An 18797-nucleotide genomic window follows, 5' to 3' on the forward strand; every position below is an offset into this window, starting at 1 on the left:
AATATTGTGATTTGAATCCACTAGGGAGGATGTCATCCCAGTGCCCAGACACTGGGATCCAGGAATTTTGATTAGAGATTAAATTGGTGAGTATAAAAGTAGCTAATCCTACGTTAAAATACAACGTTTTTAATGGGACTGCGTAAAAGGGCTGGATTCCAGTGTCAAGCACTGGAATGACACCTTTGTGTTTGAGGCAAAACCTGCTATAACATTTCTTCGCAAACAAACGTTCGTACAGTTATGTATCAGCTACTTTCATGGCACCATTTGTTGTAAACTCACATTTCTCTATGATTATCTTTATTTGCCGCTTTCCCGAACGGATGCTCTACAGTTATTTCCTCATTAATAGAGCGAGGTGCACCGGAACCAGGTACAACGATATTCTCGTGCGATTGCATATCCTTCTTTTCCTCACATGGTGTTTGCTTAATGAAATGTGCTGCTAAAACTTCATGTAAAGCTTTACCTTTTATAAGCACAGCCTCGTTTTGCTTAGCTAACTCTAAAATTTTCTTTGGTTCAACATCTTTACCGTCAATAGTTGATTTTTTAATACTAACTTGACCTAAATTTATATTTAGAACAACAGTACAGTTAAGGTCTTTTCCAGATTCATCTTTTGCACCCCAACTAATTTCGATGTCACATATTGCAAATTTTGTAAAGGAGTAGTTCCTCTGTTGTTTCTCATTCTTCTCAATTGTTACTATTCTTTCACCATTGCTGTATATTTTTGCTCTTTTTACCTCGCTTTTCTCTTCTTCCATTCTTTTAGTTTTTTCAGTGAAAAGACGACTGGTTTCTAAACTTTGTTCAGGTTTAGTAATGTTGATATTAAGATGGTCATAATGATTAAGAAGACGGTTTGCATATGGACATGGCACATAACACCCATCAAAGAAAGCAATTGCACTACCAGTTTTTAGAAATTCTTGTCCATCGCTCATTCTTTCACCAATTCGAATAAGATATCTACCCAACCTCTTTTTAAAATTTTCTTTTAACTCCTCCTGATCTTTAGAAGTAAGCTTCTTATCCAATATACCCATTATTTCTTTTCGCTTACTCAATACCACATAATTGAAAAGGAAAATATCATCCTCTCGATAATAATTTGCTATCTTGTCAAATGGATCTGCCGGCCAACCGTTATTATAATTTACGAAATCAGAAGAATCTTCACACTTATTATCCTTAAAATCAAAATTCAATCTTTCAAAATCTGATAATACTTTTTCTGCCCTATCTTCAAAAGACCGAAGTCCATCTTGAAGTTCTTTTCCATAACTCATTCCTTTGTCAATTTGAAGAACATATTGACCATATTTCTTTCTAAACTCCTCCTGTTCTTCGAGGAGAGGAAGATTCCTATCTAATATATCGATTATTTCTTTCCGCTTATTCAATATTACATAGTTAAAAAGGGCACTCTCCCCCTTCTTTTCATAATCGTCTGCTATTTTGTCAAAACACTTATTATCCTTAAACTCCAATTCCTCAAAATCTGAGAGCACACTTTGTACCTGAGTCTCATCGAATTGAAGATTTGCTTGAGGAGATAGAAGAGTCAACTTTTCTTCACTTTCCTTGGTACTCGAATTTTTGTACAAACCATTAAATAGATTTATAATACTAGAAAACATTTCACACCTCTATTGTTATAAGTAAACTTGATTATATCTTAATGCTAAATGTTGTAAAGCTAAAATTAGAAACTAAAAAAGCTAACATAAGTTCTGCATTGTTTGCAGCTTTATCAGCCTATTAGGCAGAATTATTAAAGAATTAGTTGAATAGGTATTATGATTCAATTTAACTCCATCCACAAGTTCTCCGCTTGTTACTCCAGTTGCAATGAACACTGATTCACCTCTTGCCATATCTTTTACGGCGTAGACTTTTTCTGGGTCATCAATATTTAAATTTTTTGCTCTTTCTCTTAACTGATCCATATCAAGTACTAATCTTCCCTCCATCTGTCCGTCGATAGAGCTTAGCGCTGCAGCCGCAAGCACTCCCTCTGGTGCTCCTCCTATACCGATATACATATCATGATTGCCATTTACTAGTGAAACTACGGCCGCAACATCACCATCATCTATTAGTTTAATTTTTGATCCTAATTTCCTGATTTTCTCTATTAATTCACCATGCCTTTCACGTTTAAGTACAGTTACCACGAGATCATTCACTTTGCACTTTTTTGCCTTGGCTAAATTGTCTAGATTCTTTTCAATGCTATTTTTTAGTGAGACTACACCCTCTGGAAGATTTTTTCCTACCGCTATTTTTTCCATATAAACATCAGGTGCATGTAAAAAATTACCTTTTTTCGTTGCAGCAAGAACAGACATTGCCCCTGGTTTGTAATGAGCACAAATCGTAGTGGCCTCAAGTGGGTCAACGGCAATGTCGATTTCAGGACCATTTCCAGTGCCAACCTTCTCGCCAATATATAGCATCGGCGCTTCATCTCTCTCACCTTCACCAATTACGATAGTACCATTTATTTCCATTGAATTTAATACTGTACGCATTGCATCAACTGCAACCTGATCAGCCCTTTTTTCATCACCAAAGCCTGCCAATTTATACGCAGCAAGTGCTGCAGCTTCGGTCACTTTAACTAATTTATAGGCTAAATCTTCCATCATTTGCTTTAAGAACTATATTCAATATGTATCATGATATATCATGCTGCTTGAAACTGCAATATGCCTTGACTGGTTTTGGGAAAGTTGCTATAATAAATTAGATAGTAATAGTGGTAAAATTTGACATGACTTATGAAAAGATAAAGGAAATTGTAACTAACAATCCTAATATAACTGCTGAGGAGTTTGGTGAGAAGCTCAAAGAAAATAGGATAAACATAAAAAAAACAAATAAATATCATTATACTTTACTTGGGCATATTGTTAATTCAAAGGGACCTAATGTTACAGACAACACCAATGATCGTGCTATATTTCTACACATTATTAAATTACTCACAGAGTTGAAAACTGAAGGCAATACTGGTCAATTCAAACATGTAAAAGCTGGATTGAGCGAAGCTATAACGACTAAGCAAGCTGATGTTGTAAGAATACTCCTGGATAGTGGTAAGTTTAATGAAGAAGAAAAATTTAACGCTTTGCTCTGTGCTGTTACTCAAAAGTATGTCCAGGGAGTTAAATTATTGTTAGGTCATGTAAATGATGAAAACATGCAAAAGGCTTTAAAGGTGGCCATGGATAAAGAACAAACTACACAAGTTGAAGAAATTACTCAGATACTATTAAATTTTATTACACCAGAAACATCCAATGTAGAAGAAAATATAGTACCAGCACCTCCTATAGTAACAGAAGCAAATGCTAACCAACCTGTGTCAAGTAGTGTTAATGATCAGCCAGGTCATAGTAACGAAAATGAAACGCCTGTATTAACAATAGAAACAAATACCGGCAAAACTACTATATCAGATTGTGATAATAATAAAAATGTCTTCACAAATTCTCAATTTTCTATGCCAAATGAACAAGAAACTAAATATAAAGAGAGCAAAAAGGATTTTTACACCTCATTGACAAAAGATGTTGTTGGAGTTGTTATTACAGGATTATTCATTACTGCTGCTGTGATGGTTCCATTTGTAGCTGGTGCAGTAGTTTGCAGTGTCATAGCTGCTTTGATTGCAATATATACCGGGTTGCATGTAAAAAATTCTACATTACCAAGTTATAGGGAGATGAGAGAGAATGAAGTTGAACGTGTAACAGGATGTCATCCCAGTGCCCAGACACTGGGATCCAGAAGGTCATAATAAAAACTAGATTCCAGCGTCACGCGCTGGAATGACACCCTCTGGTGGGCTCAAACCATATGAGTAGCCAACACTGCCACTATACTTACCTAGCAAATTTAGATCTAACACTAAACTGTGCTGCCACTAACTTTGCAATCGGTACTCTATAGGGTGAGCATGAAACATAATCTACCCCTGATTCGATGAGAAACTCTATAGATTTTGGATCTGCTCCATGCTCTCCACATATACCCAGTTTTATTTCTTTTCGGGTTTTTTTGCCTCTTTCAATGGCTATCTTGATTAACTCCCCTACCCCTTCGATGTCCAGCACTTCAAATGGATCATTGTCAAATATGTTGCTTTCCTTATAAGAATCGAGGAAATTAACTGAATCATCTCTTGAAAGTCCCATGGTTGTTTGCGTTAAATCATTAGTGCCAAAACTAAAAAACTCTGCATGTTTTGCTAACTTATCAGCAATCAGTGCTGCTCTTGGTAGTTCTATCATCGTTCCAATTGAGTACGCCTTGTCTGATGTCATTCCAGCGCGTGACGCTGGAATCTGCATCTGGATCCTAGCTGAGATGACAGAGGATTCTTTCTTTGCTAGCTCGCATATCAGAACAAACTCTTTCTCACTCATGATAAAAGGAATCATGATTTCAGGTTCCACTTCTATCTTCTTTTCTTTCTTTAATTCACTTGCAGCACTAAGTATTGCCCTAATCTGCATGCTATATATTTCAGGATGAGAAATAGCAAGTCTACAACCTCGATGGCCAAGCATTGGGTTCTTTTCTGATAACTGTGCTATTTTATTTTTTACTGACTCAACTGACTTACTAAGTGATTTGGCAATTTTTTCTATAGTAGACTGATCATTGGGTAAAAATTCATGCAAAGGTGGATCAAGCAACCGTATAGTGACTTCCCTGCCCTCCATAATAGAAAATATTTCTTTGAAATCAGACTTTTGCATTTCTTCTAGTTTAATGAGCGCATTTGCCCTTTCATTTTCATCGTCAGCTATTATCAATTTTTGAATGAATTCGATTCTATCACTAGCGAAAAACATATGTTCTGTGCGACATAAGCCTATACCTTCTGCACCGAATTCTTTTGCAATTTTTGCATCTTTTGGAGTATCAGCGTTCGCTCTCACTTTGATCGTTTTGATTTCATCTATCCAGTTGATTATCGTTTTGAATTCTTGCGATAATTCAGGCGAAATTGTAGGAAGAATGCCAAGCATAACCTCCCCTGTTCCTCCGTTGATGGTAATTGGTTCACCTTTATTTACTTTTGTATCCCCTACAGAAAAGAAAATTCCATCTTTATCGATATAAAGTCCACTTACACTGCAAATGCATGGCTTACCCATTCCACGGGTTACAACAGCAGCATGCGAGGTCATCCCTCCCCGTGCTGTTACTATGCCGCTTGCAGCATTCATTCCATTAATATCTTCAGGACTCGTTTCTGACCTTACTAAAATCACTTTTTTACCCTGCTCTGCAGCTTTTTCAGCATCACTTGCACTAAACACTACATATCCAGAAGCAACACCTGGAGAAGCAGGTAGCCCCTTCCCTATTACTTTTTGGTCACTCTCAACGTCAAGAACTGGATGCAATAAATTGTCAAAGGTTTTTGGATCAATTCTCAATATTCCTTCTTCTTTTGTAATCGTTCCTTCGTTTACCATATCAACTATTATGCGAATAGCAGCTTCAGCCGTGCGCTTGCCAGACCTAGTCTGCAAAATCCATAATTTACCGTCCTGTACAGTAAATTCGATATCCTGCATGTCTTTATAATGCCTTTCAAGTTTTTCACATACCACACATAATTCTCGGTAGACACTTGGCAGCAACTTCTCCATGGTGTTTTTTTGCTCTCCGTCAATTGGCATAGGAGTATAAACACCAGAAACCACATCCTCACCCTGAGCATTAATCAGAAATTCACCAAAGTATTTTTTTTCTCCAGTTGAAGGATTTCGTGTAAATATCACACCAGTTGCAGAATTATCATTTAAATTACCAAAAACCATTGCTTGCACGTTGACCGCTGTTCCAAGGTTTTCAGGAATATTATGTATTCTTCTATAGGAAACAGCCCTATCATTTTTCCAAGAGGCAAATACTGCATTAACTGAGTTTAACAATTGCTCTTCAACGTTCTGCAGGAAATGTTTTCCTGTTTTTTCATGTACTATCCTTTTGAAATTGTTAACAATTTCTTTTAAAACATCAACATCAAGATCAGCTAAGCTTTTTGCTCCACTCTTTTGCTGCTTATTATCAATAACATCTTGAAATAGGTGATGATCAAGCTGTAGTACAACATTGGAGTACATCATGATGAAACGGCAGTAGCTATCGTAAGCAAAACGTTCGCCACTTTTTTTTGCAAGCCCAACAACGGTTTCATCATTTAGGCCAACATTTAAAATAGTATCAAGCATGCCCGGCATTGAACTAACACTACCAGAGCGTATTGAAACTAATAAGGGGTTATTTAAATCCCCAAACTTACAACCGATGTCATTTTCGAGCATCGCCATGTAGTTTTTGATTTCACTACATATGTCATTCCAGTGCGTGACCACATTTTTTTCTGGATCCGAGTAGTCAGCTACTTGGATGACAGAAGATCTATTGTCTTGATAATAGACTTTGCAAGCAGAGGTGGAAATTGTGAAACCAGGTGGAACAGGAATGCCAACATTGCACATTTCTGCTAAATTTGCCCCCTTTCCTCCCAGCAGATTTTTCATTTCTGCATTGCCTTCGCATTTACCCTGGCTAAAGTAATGTATTAACTTTTCCCCCATCATTTTCTCCGGATTTTCACTGATAAACACATTGTACATATAGTTCCAATAAACCGGTGAGGACTTGAAACCTTAGGATAATAAATTTTACAAAATTTTGCAACAACGTTCCCTCTGGCAACATCAGTAAAGTTAACAAAAAAGATGACAAATTATTGAATTATTATCAATAAGAATATATAATATAAAGATACATTTAAAAATTTTTTTATGGCTCTTTCTAAGTTTCTCGACCCCAAGAATGATGTTGCGTTTCGGCGTATTTTTGGTACTGAAAAAAATAAAGACATCCTCATTCACTTTCTCAATGATATTTTGGGGTTCACTGGCAAAGATGAAATAAAAGAAATAGAATTCCTCAGCACTATTCAAGATGCTGAAATTGCCTCTAAAAAACAAAGTATCGTTGATGTTCTTTGCAGGGATGAAAATGGGGTGCAAGTAATAGTCGAAATGCAAGTTGCCAAAACTAAAGGCTTTGAAAAACGCGCTCAATATTACGCTGCTAAAGCTTATTCAAGGCAAGCTGATAAAGGTGATCAATATCAGGATCTTAAAGAAATCATTTTTATAGCTATTGCTGATTGTATTCTCTTTCCTAATAAATCTGAGTATAAGTCAGATCATGTAATGTTAGACAAAGATAGCTATGAACATGATTTAAAAGATTTTTATTTTACATTTATTGAGTTACCAAAATTTCCTAAAACTAAAGAAGACCAATTGGAGAGTATAGTTGAAAAATGGATCTATTATTTTAAATATGCAGATGAAACTAGCGAAGAAGAATTGGAAAAGATAATAGGTAGTGATGTAATAATTAAAAAGGCATATGAAGAACTAAATAGATTCAACTGGTCAGAGAAAGAATTTATTGCCTACGAACAGGAAATAAAACGTATTCGTGATGAACGGGCTGTTCTTGAACAAAAACTTGATGATGCTAAAAAGGAAGGAAAAATTGAAGTTGCAAAAACAATGCTGGCTAATAATGTTGATGTCACCACTATTGTTAAGTTTACTGGCCTCTCCATGAGTGAGATCAAAGAATTGCAGAATTAAGTGGACCCGCAAACGGTTACACGAAATAATGCTGCAGCCTGACCAGGTGATAAGTACATTTAGCCTATTTATCTTTATACTTTCATGTCAATTTTATAAATCAAATTTATTTCTGTGAGTAGCTACAATTTAAAGACCTTGCTTCATCAATGTAATGGAACAAAACCTTTTTAGTAAGTTCAAAACCCTCTAAAGTCTCTCCTTCGCATCTTGCTGTAATGCAGTTTTGCGTATTTGATACCCTAAGAAGCCACCAACCTTTATTATCGGTTACTTTAACACCATCAAGATCTGAAAATACAATATTTTGCTTCTCCAGTGTTTTCTTTATTGATTCAATTATTTGAAATTTTTTCTCATCTTTCACTACAATCTTTACTTCATGAGTGATATATAACTTCGGTAAATCCTCAATTACCTGAGATAGGCTTTGGTTTTTCTTAAGCAAAATGTCAACTGCTTTAACAGCAGAATATAGCCCATCATCAAAACCTAGCTCAGAAAAGAAGAAGTGCCCGCTTAATTCACCAGCAAACTTTGCCTCTTCCTCTACCATCTTCTTCTTAACTAGTGAATGTCCAGTAGCGCAGGTAATAACTTGCCCTCCTAACTTACTAACAAAATCATGCACTTTCATACTCATTTTTACGTTAGCAATAACTTTGCTTTCTGGATATTCCTCCAACACTTCACGTGCAAAAATTATAAATAAATGGTCATTGGAAACAACGTTGCCTTTATTATCAATTAAGCGCACCCTATCGCTATCGCCATCTAGCGCAATGCCAAGATCACATTCACATTCCTTCACAATGTCAATTAATTGAGCGAGGTTCTTTTCCTCTATGGGATCTGGATCATGCAGTGGAAATGCCCCATCTATAGAGTTATTGGTTACGATATGCGTATGACCAGGCAAGATCTTTTCAATATACCTTATAATTCCACTTGCTGGACTATTTCCACAATCCCAGGCTATTTTTAATTTCTGTGTAGTATTATTCTTCACTGCACTTTTCAATATGCTAATGTACTCACTATATATATTTATGTTAATTAAGCTTCCAATTCTTGTGCTGTTTTTAATTGGACTGCTTATAATTTCCTTCATTTCTTGATCTGAGAAGACTTTTTTATTACTAAAAAATTTAAAGCCATTATATTCGCTGGGGTTATGAGAGGCAGTTATTATGATACCAAGATCCGCCTGTGTGATTTGTGTTGCAGCGTAAAGCATAGGTGAAGAGCATAGTCCAACGCGTATAACATTTGCACCGGATAAAGTTAAGCCCCTAATTAATTCTCTTTCTATACCTGGTGAATCTATTCTGCTGTCGTAGCCGACACAAACACTAACTACGGTTTGGCCAAACTTTCTACCTATCTCGTACCCATCATTAATCTGCAAGTCTTTGCCTATTATACCTCTAATATCGTATTTTCTTATAATGGTATTGTCCATACTGTACTTCTTGAAGTGACTACTATATAACATTTTGGCCAAATGCTCAAGTTTATTTATCCAACAATTAGTTGACTTTTTAAAGAAATCTGTTAATATTATAGTATATTTTTTAAAATGTAAAATTATGCCACAGGAAAACGAAAATGTATTTATAGCTGAAAGTCAAAGTTTAGATGTAGATGAACAGAAGAAAAAGGATATTTTAGATGTGATTGAATCTTGTAGCAGCTTTCAAGAGACTATAAAACAATTGGAGGAAAAAAATTTAATCTGGTATTTTATTGGCCCTTTACGCAAAGATGAGAACATTACAGGACAGATAAATTTAAAGTGGGAAAAGGAGTTCCAAAAATTTGAGCAATCAATAAATGAAACACATAGAGAATTTGAAGCATCTTTACCAAATCAAAATTTCTTAGCGTATTCAACAAAAGATGATGACTTCAAAATTAGATTTGAAAATGAAGAAAAACCAATAGAAATTAGCAATATTTTAAGAGCTAGCAGTGAAGGTAAGGTTTATAACATATCTTTAGGGAAAGATAGTCAAATAACTGCAACCAAAAAAGGCAGCGAAAGGCACTATGATTTTACTGGTTCAAGCTCATGTGAAATGACCATTAATTGGCAGGCTAAGGATTCTGAAGGTAACAGCATAGACTGTAGCATGACCGTAAAATTGGATTCTGGTGGTATACAGAGTGTTATTGGTGAGCCAAAATTTGGAGGAATAACGAGTTCAGAAGAAGTATTAAAGTTAGTTGGACAAAATAAAGAAGTTTTTATCAACGGAAAAACTCTGTATCAAGCTTTTACTGGCATATCCAAGAGTGTAGACGATCAGCAAGTACCAGCAGAGGAAATATTTACAAAAGATCTACATATATCACCACAGTCACCTACACCAAGCAGCAGTGGGTATTCCTCTCCTAGCACACCTTCTTCACGTAGAAGTTCTATATCCACCAGCAGTGAATTTAGTGATGAAGATGAAATATTTGAGGATGATATGTCTGGTGATGAAGAAGAGTATGAGCAAGAAGGATTAAAAGATGAAGTTGAGGAATTAGAGGAAGAAAAAGAAACATTTGCTAAATATTTTGCAGTGCAGGCAAAGCAGCTTGAGGATCTAAGATTAGAACGTGACTCCTTGAGAGATAAAGTCAATGAACAACAGCGAGCGATATTTGAAAGAGGTCAAAGAATAAAGGAACAAGAGGAAGAACTACAGGATAAAAATGATGTAATAAAGAACTTAAATGATCAGTTGAAAGATAAGGAAGGTGAAACAAATGAGGCAAATAAAGAATTACAGAGAAAATTGAAGCAAAGTGAAGCTAATTTAACTGTACTAAAGGAAAAGAATGCAAATTTGGAGAATGACCTGAAGAAAATAGTGGAAGGTTTAAACGATGATCATAAAAAGCAGTTGGCAGAACAGTTAATGGAAACAAAAAAGGAAAACAATACATTGGCTGAAACGGCGAACCAATTGTCTAAAGAATTAAATGAATTACAGAGAGAAAAGGAAGACTTAGAGAGGAAAATTCGACAACTTGAACCTGGAAGATCACTTGCAGATGAGCTAAGCGAAGAAAATACGAAGGGGGAAATAGAAAAGCTTCAACGTCAGCTTAAGGAAAAGGAAGATATGTTACAAGAAGAGTTGAAATCTGCCAAAGAGAGTCTAGAGCAACTGCAGAACATATTACAGCAGGAAAAAGGTCAGGCAACTCAAACTGAAGTTGAATATGAAAGTAGAGGAACAAGCATGCAGCAGCAAGACCAAGGTATACAAGCTGTAAACAACAACTCAAGCAGAACAGCTAGTGGGTTAAGACAAGAAAACAAAAAATTGACTAGAGACAAACTAACTATATCTGAACAATTAAAACAAAAAATAAGAGAGATTGACGAGTTAAAGAAAAATTTAAAGCAATTACAAGAAGAAAATAAACAACTCAAACAAGAAGTTACTAAAAATGCAGGAGTTGATGCATCATCTTCAACAGGTCAAAAAGAAGCTAAAGAAGCAGAAGTTATACCGCAAAACATTATGGATTGGCCTGTTCCAATTCCAGATGATAAACCGGAAGAGCAGAAAACTCCATTAGAGCCAATCAAGGTAAATACAGAATTATCAGATCCAAAATCAATCCCTGCTGAGGGTCCGGAAAAATCTCCTCCTCTTTCAAAATGATGAGTTTTGCTTCTATAGCTGACCCAAGCAACACGTCATCCCGCGATTTATTCGCGTTATCTCAGCCGCTAACACGTAGCGGGATACTTAACCGTCATACCGTGATTTATTCACAGTATCTCTTAGCCACTAACAAGCAGCGGGATGACAGCAATCCTACGTCATGCCGCCGCGGTACCTCTAGATCCCGCTAACTAGTAGCGGAATGACGAATTTTTGTTTTTCAAATTATAGCTAAACATACTGTAATTGCTATTGAATGATGGAGAGACATACTCCATTATTTTAGCACGAAGTAACAAATTCAATGAATTGGTTCTTCAAAAATAATTTAAACTTTTACAGTAGGTCATGAAATATTATAGCGATCTCATTAAAAGAAACTTTTATAAGTATCGTTGATGAGAAAGGAAAAGTTGTTAAGGAAGAAGTTGTTGCAAGCGAAAGTAAGGCAATAGCAGATTAGCCAAGGCAAAAAATACGAACCCATAGGAATAGAAAGTGGATAGTTGTCAATATCAATGTGCAAAGAGTTAAGGAGTTTTGGATTACCAGTAATTTGTGTAGATGCAAGGCATATGGCAGCAGCGTTGTCTGCAAGAATCAATAAGAATGATAAAAACGATGCGAGGGGTATAGCGCAGATGATGAGAAGTGTTAGTAAAATCAGTTGTCAAATTAAAATAGCGCTTGGAAGCAGAAGACAGCTAATGTGTAGCAAACAGCAGGTTATTGGAACAATAAGAGGGTTGTTGAAGATACCATACGCATCAAGTTAAGAGATTGTGAGCAAATTTAGAGAGGTTAAAGTGGATACTCTAGCCCTTCTACGTTTGTCTTTTAATGAAAATCGCGACCAAGTTATAGTGAGTTTTTTAAGAAATGCTTTTAAACTATTAATTTTGGTTAATACTAAAAATAACTCTCTAACCCGCCTTTTTAGCTCAATAAATGCCTTTGTTAAGCTAAGTTCTGTATTCTTTTTCACTTCTGTGCAACCAACTATGCCGTGAAATATAAGAATTGCGCACAATTTAGCATATAGTTCACATAATACTCTGCATGGCTTTCCTTTTAGCTTATCAAGCCTGATATGGCTTTTATACAATTTAAATAATAACTCAATTTGCCACCTTACTCTGTAAATCGTTAATACTTGCTCAGCACTAATTTTATTTTCTGGAACATTAGTTATAAATATTGACCAGTTCAACAATTTTTGATTTCTTTTAGAGGATGTATATCCCTGCGATCTTGCTAATCTATTAGCTTTCCTTCTTCTGGCCATAGACTGTTCTTCAGTTAGTTTCTGACATATAATTCTTACTCTAATTTTTGCTTCTTTTCCTAACAATACCTCGTTTTCTAAAAATAACTTATCCTCTAAACATTCTAATAACTCCATTTTTTGATTTGTTTCTACATCATATATGTTGGTATCGGATTTATAACGACTTATGAAATAAGCTCCTATTTCATTGATTTGTTTAAAAGAACTTGGCACAAAATAACCGAGATCAGATATTAGCAAATCATTGCTTAATATATTACTTAAATGTTTCCTATATCCCTGGTCTGATCTTACCCCCTCCGTTAAATTAAGTTGGTCTATTATCTGATTCATGTAGTCGAAAACTAATTGTAACTTTATTCCAGACTTAGTATTGCTTTCATAGCCACTGTAGCTAGTACCATAACCTTTATACATCTCTTCCATACTGTTAGGTAGAGTAATATAGCTACTGTCCAATAATTTAACACTATTAAATTGCTGTAAGATTTTGCAATCAACTTGCAAGATATTTTTAAAGAGAATCACAGATTCATTATACATCCTTTTCATAAATTCCACTGCTTCTTCAGTAAATCTAAAATCCAAACCTTGTTTTGTTATATCTATCGAGTCCTCGTTTAGTAATTGACACATTGTTTCTACGCTACAATTATCAACTCCTATATTACCCAAGACCATGGCTTTTACGAATGATGAACCTTTTAGCTTTCTCTTTCTTTTTATAAACCTTGTTGTAATTGAGATTTTCTCTGCTTTTTCATTAAAAAATTCTTTGAGCTTTTTTGATAAGCAAGTTATTTTATTCATTGGTTCTCTCACTAAAAGTATATCTGGGAGAACTTATACCTTATTATTCTATCTCTTTCATACCTTTATTTCCTTAACTTGACGCGTATGGTTGAAGATACATGGTCGATAAAGGATCAAAATTTGAAACTTTCGCTTTAAGAATACAAGAGGCAATAAATAATTTGGATGAAATCAGTAGGAGTTCAATTGAAGCGTTAGTTTGTAGTTTGGAAGCAATAGAAAAGTCATTAAGAAAGCTTGACAAAATGCTTTCAGAACAAGGTGAAAAAGACGATGATTGTAAATTGTTAACTACTGTTCCAGGAGTGGGGATTATAGTAGCAATGACGTATAAAGCTGCAATTGATAACCCACATAGGTTTGAGAAATCTGATACAGTTGGAGCATATATAGGGTTGACACCAAGGCAATATTCTTCTGGAGAAGTTGATCGGCATGGCAGCATATCAAAGATGGGACCAGCGGAATGTAGAAGTATGTTATATGAAGCTGCACAAACAATGCTTACAGTTACCAAGAGGACATTTAAATTAAAAAACTGGGGTTGCGAAGAAAAAAGGAATGAAAAAAGCAATTGTAGCAGTAGCAAGAAAATTAGCTGTAATTATGCATAGGATGTTGGTTGATAAAACAGAATTTTATTATCAATAAACATCAAAAGAGCATAGGACAATAATTTTATTGAAAATAAAGATAGCAATGCCGATGGAAGGGACAAGCAAGAACTTAGTTAGACTTCGTGGTAAATATGTTGCCGTCCACTTCCGCCTAACAAGTATAATGCGGCTTGACAAATTTATTGTCATCTCAGACCGCGGAGAGAACCATATGCTACTTTTAACTTATGTAAAATTACCAAGGATTATGGAGAAGATATGCTGTTTTGATTTGTGTGAAAATTATTGTTGACTTATGTGCAATTAGAGAACCTAAGTCACTTTAGCTATAATTCAGAATTGAGAGCTTTTAATAACTCTCTAACTCCCACTTAGGTCTTGGTGCAAAATTAAGTGGATCTATATAATTTTTCTGTAACCTTTCAATTCCTGTCCATCCAACCATAATTGCATTGTCTGTACATAGGTCGTTAGGGGGAAAAAATATGTTTAAGTTTATGTGTTGTTTTAATTTTTCTCTCAAGAAATTATTTGCTGCAACTCCGCCGGTAATCACAAAGTCATTGATTTTGATATTTAAAGATTCGGCCATAATAATCGCATTACTAACCCTGTCCAGCAGTATGTCACTAATACACTCTTGAAACGAAGCACATACATCACACACATCTTGCTCGCTCATTTTAAGTTCTTGTACTAAGTTTTTTACTGCTGTTTTAATCCCAGAAAACGAAAAGTTACATCCAGAACGTTTTATCATTGCCCTTGGCAGTTTGAATCTTGTGCCATTGCCTTTTTTAGCCAACTTTTCAATTAATGGGCCTCCTGGGTAGCTTAAACCCAGCATCTTAGCAACTTTATCAAATGTTTCTCCTAGTGAATCATCGAGCGTTTCTCCAAGTTTAATGTATTTACCTACATCCTGTGCAATTAAAAATTGACAGTGACCACCTGATATTAGTAGGACTAAAAATGGAAATTTTACCTCATGCAGTAACCTAATAACCAATGCATGCGCTTCTAAGTGATTCACTGCAATGAACGGTTTTTGTGCTACATGCGCAATTGCTTTAGCCATCATTGTACCAACTATTAATCCACCTATGAGTCCTGGTCCTGATGTTGCTGCAATTGCATTGAGGTCACAAAAGTTAAGGTTAGATTTTTTTACAGCGCTTTTTATCAGGCCACTTAAATGTTCCATATGAGCACGTGAAGCTATCTCAGGAATCACCCCACCGCGTTTTTTGTGTTCTACTTGAGAAAGAATCTTGTGAGCAAGGACTTGCTTGTCACTATTTACAATCGCTACTGCAGTTTCGTCGCAGCTTGTTTCAACAGCTAAAATGGTTTTCATGTATATTTAGTTACTGTATTACCAAAACTATACTTTGAAACGCTGTAGAAGTTAACTGCAAAGTTAACTTCTACAGCTAAAAGATTTACCGACAACCGTCATTCCGCTACGTGTTAGCTGATGAGATACCGCGCACAACTGTACGAACATTCATTCTTAAAGGTAAACTGCACAGCAAATGGTGTCATTCCAGTGCTTGACACTGGAATCCAGCCTTGCCGTAATCTCATCAAGAACGTTGTGTTTTAACATAAGATCAGCCACTTTTATGCTCACCAACTTAGTGCCCAATCCAAATTCCTGGATTCCAGTGTCAAGCACTGGAATGACACCATCTACTACTCAAATTACCTGCAAATTGCAATGTTCGTACACCAAAAAAATGAATCGCGGTATGACGGTTCGCGGCGGCATGACGTAGGAAAACCTGCACTATAATCTAATCATCATCTCCAAATATAGAGCTAATTTTTTTGCCCCCAGGAGAAAATTTATTAGTCCAACTGCTTTGCACTTTGGTTACGTCTTTAGTGGCAGTTTTATTGCTGTATTCCTTGATTTCCTTATCTATTCTCTCCATCATTTGTGAATCAAGGTAGCTCTTTTTCCATTGGCCAGTAGCAAGGAACACTTTGTTTAAGTCTTGAGTGCGGATTAAGTATTCTTTATCTTTAGGGTAAACCTCCTGCGCCCAAGCAAATAGCTCAAAATAGCGTGCAAATAATTCAGATGCACGTGATTTTGCAGTTTGATAAGCCTGTATCTCCTTAAATATAACTTGGCCGATAATTTTCTGCACAAGAATATTTGCTTGCTTTAGGTTCTGCTCAATATCCTGGTAAACTTTATGGAGGAATTCCTGCTCCAAATTTAAGTTCAGTTCATTTTCAACCATGTGTGAAAGTTCATGCACTATAATGTATGGGTTTGACTTCCTCAGTACAATAACATATCTATTTACACTGGAAGACCTGATTGTCTTACACACTCCCTCTTCCATATCCACTAATCCCTCTTGGTATATTTCAAATGAGAGCCTATTTTGCTTTATTAGTGATAAAGTGAGGTTTAATGTGTTTCTAAACTTCTCAAATTGATAGAGATATTCGACATACCGTATTGCATTTTCACTGCTTCCTACTTGAGTTGCTTGTTTTATTAAATTCCTGATTAGCATACCTTATTATTAAAGGAATTCTTTTTATACTCAAGAATTGATTGGCTACAAAGTGTTTTTAGGAAGCCTGATTGCATAGCTAAAGTAATTCATGTTTACTGATAACCGTCATACCGCGATTCATTCCATAGCTGTACGAACATTGTGATTTGAGAGCAATTTCCATAAGGGAGGATGTCATTCCAGTGCTTGGCACTGGAATCCAGCCTTTCCATAATCATCAAAACATTGTATTTTAACGTAAAACAGCTATTTTTATGCTCACCAACTTAATAAAATTCCTGGATCCAAGTAGTCAGGGCACTGGGATGACATTACAGGGGCACTGAAATGACACCATTTTCGGTCTCTTAAATTGCTTTAGCCATAAATATTTAAGAAATTTACTAAATAAAAAAAAGGCAAAAGAAGCCCCGTGGTGGTTGGCTATTTACTATGTACTAAAATATCGGCGTTTTTTTTATTCTAAAACGCTTGATTAAGAGCGATTTAGCTGCTTTTAACTTGCAACTAACCTACACCGCAAGTGTTTAAGAAATTTACTAAGCAGGAAAAAAGGCAAAGAAACCCCGTAGTAGCTAGCATTCAAATTCTCCCTTGTCAATTTGACGTTTTTTGCTGTCTTAAACGCTTTGTAAGCGCGTTTCGGCTTATATAGGTAAAAACCTAAAAATTTTTAAAGACATGCGATGCACGTAGTGCGAAAAATTAAACATGAGACGCCAAATACCCTAAGTTTTTTGTCATTAACCTGCACAGATTGCGAAGATAAATAAATAGCTTCACTGTTATGATAAGCATACGCGTCAAGTTAAGAGATTGTGAGCAAATTTAGAGAGGTTAAAGTGGATACTCTAGCCCTTCTACGTTTGTCTTTTAATGAAAATCGCGACCAAGTTATAGTGAGTTTTTTAAGAAATGCTTTTAAACTATTAATTTTGGTTAATACTAAAAATAACTCTCTAACCCGCCTTTTTAGCTCAATAAATGCCTTTGTTAAGCTAAGTTCTGTATTCTTTTTCACTTCTGTGCAACCAACTATGCCGTGAAATATAAGAATTGCGCACAATTTAGCATATAGTTCACATAATACTCTGCATGGCTTTCCTTTTAGCTTATCAAGCCTGATATGGCTTTTATACAATTTAAATAATAACTCAATTTGCCACCTTACTCTGTAAATCGTTAATACTTGCTCAGCACTAATTTTATTTTCTGGAACATTAGTTATAAATATTGACCAGTTCAACAATTTTTGATTTCTTTTAGAGGATGTATATCCCTGCGATCTTGCTAATCTATTAGCTTTCCTTCTTCTGGCCATAGACTGTTCTTCAGTTAGTTTCTGACATATAATTCTTACTCTAATTTTTGCTTCTTTTCCTAACAATACCTCGTTTTCTAAAAATAACTTATCCTCTAAACATTCTAATAACTCCATTTTTTGATTTGTTTCTACATCATATATGTTGGTATCGGATTTATAACGACTTATGAAATAAGCTCCTATTTCATTGATTTGTTTAAAAGAACTTGGCACAAAATAACCGAGATCAGATATTAGCAAATCATTGCTTAATATATTACTTAAATGTTTCCTATATCCCTGGTCTGATCTTACCCCCTCCGTTAAATTAAGTTGGTCTATTATCTGATTCATGTAGTCGAAAACTAATTGTAACTTTATTCCAGACTTAGTATTGCTTTCATAGCCACTGTAGCTAGTACCATAACCTTTATACATCTCTTCCATACTGTTAGGTAGAGTAATATAGCTACTGTCCAATAATTTAACACTATTAAATTGCTGTAAGATTTTGCAATCAACTTGCAAGATATTTTTAAAGAGAATCACAGATTCATTATACATCCTTTTCATAAATTCCACTGCTTCTTCAGTAAATCTAAAATCCAAACCTTGTTTTGTTATATCTATCGAGTCCTCGTTTAGTAATTGACACATTGTTTCTACGCTACAATTATCAACTCCTATATTACCCAAGACCATGGCTTTTACGAATGATGAACCTTTTAGCTTTCTCTTTCTTTTTATAAACCTTGTTGTAATTGAGATTTTCTCTGCTTTTTCATTAAAAAATTCTTTGAGCTTTTTTGATAAGCAAGTTATTTTATTCATTGGTTCTCTCACTAAAAGTATATCTGGGAGAACTTATACCTTA

13 protein-coding genes and 1 pseudogene are annotated in these 18797 nt (G+C 35.3%); 6 read left to right on the forward strand and 8 right to left on the reverse strand.

Translation table 11 applies throughout. From position 1 onward, the window contains the following. Positions 1-281: 281 nt before the first annotated feature. Positions 282-1649 carry a hypothetical protein gene (locus tag ACQH2Q_RS02260; protein WP_265023970.1) on the reverse strand — a complete coding sequence of 456 codons (1368 nt, stop codon included), beginning with the start codon at positions 1647-1649 and terminating at the stop codon, positions 282-284. Positions 1650-1730: 81 nt separating this feature from the next. Then, positions 1731-2657: a class II fructose-bisphosphatase gene (gene glpX / locus ACQH2Q_RS02265; protein ID WP_425383612.1), complete on the reverse strand. Its 927-nt coding sequence runs from the start codon at positions 2655-2657 to the stop codon at positions 1731-1733. 128 nt (positions 2658-2785) lie between these two features. Between glpX and ACQH2Q_RS02270 the strand changes: the two genes are divergently transcribed. Next, positions 2786-3814 carry a hypothetical protein gene (locus tag ACQH2Q_RS02270; RefSeq protein WP_425383567.1) on the forward strand — a complete coding sequence of 343 codons (1029 nt, stop codon included), beginning with the start codon at positions 2786-2788 and terminating at the stop codon, positions 3812-3814. 85 nt (positions 3815-3899) lie between these two features. Here the strand turns inward: ACQH2Q_RS02270 and ppdK are convergent, their stop codons facing one another. Then, the gene (gene ppdK, locus ACQH2Q_RS02275) at positions 3900-6635 is read right to left on the reverse strand and encodes a pyruvate, phosphate dikinase (protein WP_425383568.1); all 2736 of its coding nucleotides are present in this window, start codon (positions 6633-6635) and stop codon (positions 3900-3902) included. Between the two features lie 210 nt (positions 6636-6845). Here ppdK and ACQH2Q_RS02280 point away from each other — a divergent pair, with 210 nt between their 5' ends. Further along, the gene (locus tag ACQH2Q_RS02280) at positions 6846-7697 is read left to right on the forward strand and encodes an Rpn family recombination-promoting nuclease/putative transposase (RefSeq protein ID WP_096616857.1); all 852 of its coding nucleotides are present in this window, start codon (positions 6846-6848) and stop codon (positions 7695-7697) included. 106 nt (positions 7698-7803) lie between these two features. Here ACQH2Q_RS02280 and ACQH2Q_RS02285 read toward each other — a convergent pair whose 3' ends face one another. Beyond that, positions 7804-9192 (reverse strand): phosphomannomutase/phosphoglucomutase, encoded by a 1389-nt coding sequence (locus ACQH2Q_RS02285; RefSeq protein WP_265023973.1) that lies wholly within the window; start codon positions 9190-9192, stop codon positions 7804-7806. A 94-nt stretch (positions 9193-9286) separates the two neighbouring features. On the opposite strand from ACQH2Q_RS02285, the gene ACQH2Q_RS02290 reads away from it, so the two are divergent. Together ACQH2Q_RS02290 and ACQH2Q_RS02295 are read left to right on the forward strand one after the other, a co-directional pair. Further along, a complete protein-coding gene (locus tag ACQH2Q_RS02290) occupies positions 9287-11362 on the forward strand; it encodes a hypothetical protein (protein ID WP_264339460.1) in 2076 nt (691 codons plus the stop codon). Positions 11363-11883: 521 nt separating this feature from the next. Then, on the forward strand, positions 11884-12141 hold the full coding sequence (locus ACQH2Q_RS02295; protein WP_182309174.1) for a hypothetical protein: 258 nt from the start codon (positions 11884-11886) through the stop codon (positions 12139-12141). Here ACQH2Q_RS02295 and ACQH2Q_RS02300 read toward each other — a convergent pair. Beyond that, positions 12138-13463, reverse strand: coding sequence for an IS4 family transposase (locus ACQH2Q_RS02300; RefSeq protein ID WP_264339118.1), 1326 nt, complete (start codon positions 13461-13463; stop codon positions 12138-12140). The genes ACQH2Q_RS02295 and ACQH2Q_RS02300 overlap by 4 nt on opposite strands. A gap of 101 nt (positions 13464-13564) precedes the next feature. Here ACQH2Q_RS02300 and ACQH2Q_RS02305 point away from each other — a divergent pair, with 101 nt between their 5' ends. Then, positions 13565-14080, forward strand: a complete 516-nt coding sequence (locus ACQH2Q_RS02305; protein WP_065095460.1) for an IS110 family transposase — start codon at positions 13565-13567, stop codon at positions 14078-14080. Between the two features lie 352 nt (positions 14081-14432). Here ACQH2Q_RS02305 and tsaD read toward each other — a convergent pair whose 3' ends face one another. Next, entirely contained in the window at positions 14433-15440 is a 1008-nt protein-coding gene (gene tsaD, locus ACQH2Q_RS02310; RefSeq protein WP_425383569.1) for a tRNA (adenosine(37)-N6)-threonylcarbamoyltransferase complex transferase subunit TsaD, read from the reverse strand. A 298-nt stretch (positions 15441-15738) separates the two neighbouring features. Here tsaD and ACQH2Q_RS02315 point away from each other — a divergent pair. After that, positions 15739-15840 (forward strand): annotated as a pseudogene (locus tag ACQH2Q_RS02315) (WPE palindromic element domain-containing protein); the annotation flags it as partial. A 39-nt stretch (positions 15841-15879) separates the two neighbouring features. Here ACQH2Q_RS02315 and ACQH2Q_RS02320 read toward each other — a convergent pair. Both ACQH2Q_RS02320 and ACQH2Q_RS02325 read right to left on the reverse strand, forming a co-directional pair. Then, positions 15880-16617, reverse strand: coding sequence for a WD_0702 family putative metalloprotease (locus ACQH2Q_RS02320; RefSeq protein ID WP_012673220.1), 738 nt, complete (start codon positions 16615-16617; stop codon positions 15880-15882). Between the two features lie 811 nt (positions 16618-17428). After that, positions 17429-18754 carry an IS4 family transposase gene (locus ACQH2Q_RS02325; protein ID WP_264339118.1) on the reverse strand — a complete coding sequence of 442 codons (1326 nt, stop codon included), beginning with the start codon at positions 18752-18754 and terminating at the stop codon, positions 17429-17431. Positions 18755-18797 lie beyond the last annotated feature (43 nt).

This window comes from Wolbachia endosymbiont (group A) of Melieria omissa (genome assembly GCF_964031125.1).
Lineage (GTDB): Bacteria > Pseudomonadota > Alphaproteobacteria > Rickettsiales > Anaplasmataceae > Wolbachia > Wolbachia pipientis.

Excerpts from the sequence above, each read along its gene's own strand:
- ACQH2Q_RS02260 (WP_265023970.1), bottom strand. The coding sequence starts at position 1,649 with ATGTTTTCTAGTATTATAAATCTATTTAATGGTTTGTACAAAAATTCG.
- glpX (WP_425383612.1), bottom strand. The coding sequence starts at position 2,657 with ATGGAAGATTTAGCCTATAAATTAGTTAAAGTGACCGAAGCTGCAGCA.
- ACQH2Q_RS02270 (WP_425383567.1), top strand. The coding sequence starts at position 2,786 with ATGACTTATGAAAAGATAAAGGAAATTGTAACTAACAATCCTAATATA.
- ppdK (WP_425383568.1), bottom strand. The coding sequence starts at position 6,635 with ATGGGGGAAAAGTTAATACATTACTTTAGCCAGGGTAAATGCGAAGGC.
- ACQH2Q_RS02280 (WP_096616857.1), top strand. The coding sequence starts at position 6,846 with ATGGCTCTTTCTAAGTTTCTCGACCCCAAGAATGATGTTGCGTTTCGG.
- ACQH2Q_RS02285 (WP_265023973.1), bottom strand. The coding sequence starts at position 9,192 with ATGTTATATAGTAGTCACTTCAAGAAGTACAGTATGGACAATACCATT.
- ACQH2Q_RS02290 (WP_264339460.1), top strand. The coding sequence starts at position 9,287 with ATGCCACAGGAAAACGAAAATGTATTTATAGCTGAAAGTCAAAGTTTA.
- ACQH2Q_RS02295 (WP_182309174.1), top strand. The coding sequence starts at position 11,884 with ATGTGCAAAGAGTTAAGGAGTTTTGGATTACCAGTAATTTGTGTAGAT.
- ACQH2Q_RS02300 (WP_264339118.1), bottom strand. The coding sequence starts at position 13,463 with ATGAATAAAATAACTTGCTTATCAAAAAAGCTCAAAGAATTTTTTAAT.
- ACQH2Q_RS02305 (WP_065095460.1), top strand. The coding sequence starts at position 13,565 with ATGGTCGATAAAGGATCAAAATTTGAAACTTTCGCTTTAAGAATACAA.
- tsaD (WP_425383569.1), bottom strand. The coding sequence starts at position 15,440 with ATGAAAACCATTTTAGCTGTTGAAACAAGCTGCGACGAAACTGCAGTA.
- ACQH2Q_RS02320 (WP_012673220.1), bottom strand. The coding sequence starts at position 16,617 with ATGCTAATCAGGAATTTAATAAAACAAGCAACTCAAGTAGGAAGCAGT.
- ACQH2Q_RS02325 (WP_264339118.1), bottom strand. The coding sequence starts at position 18,754 with ATGAATAAAATAACTTGCTTATCAAAAAAGCTCAAAGAATTTTTTAAT.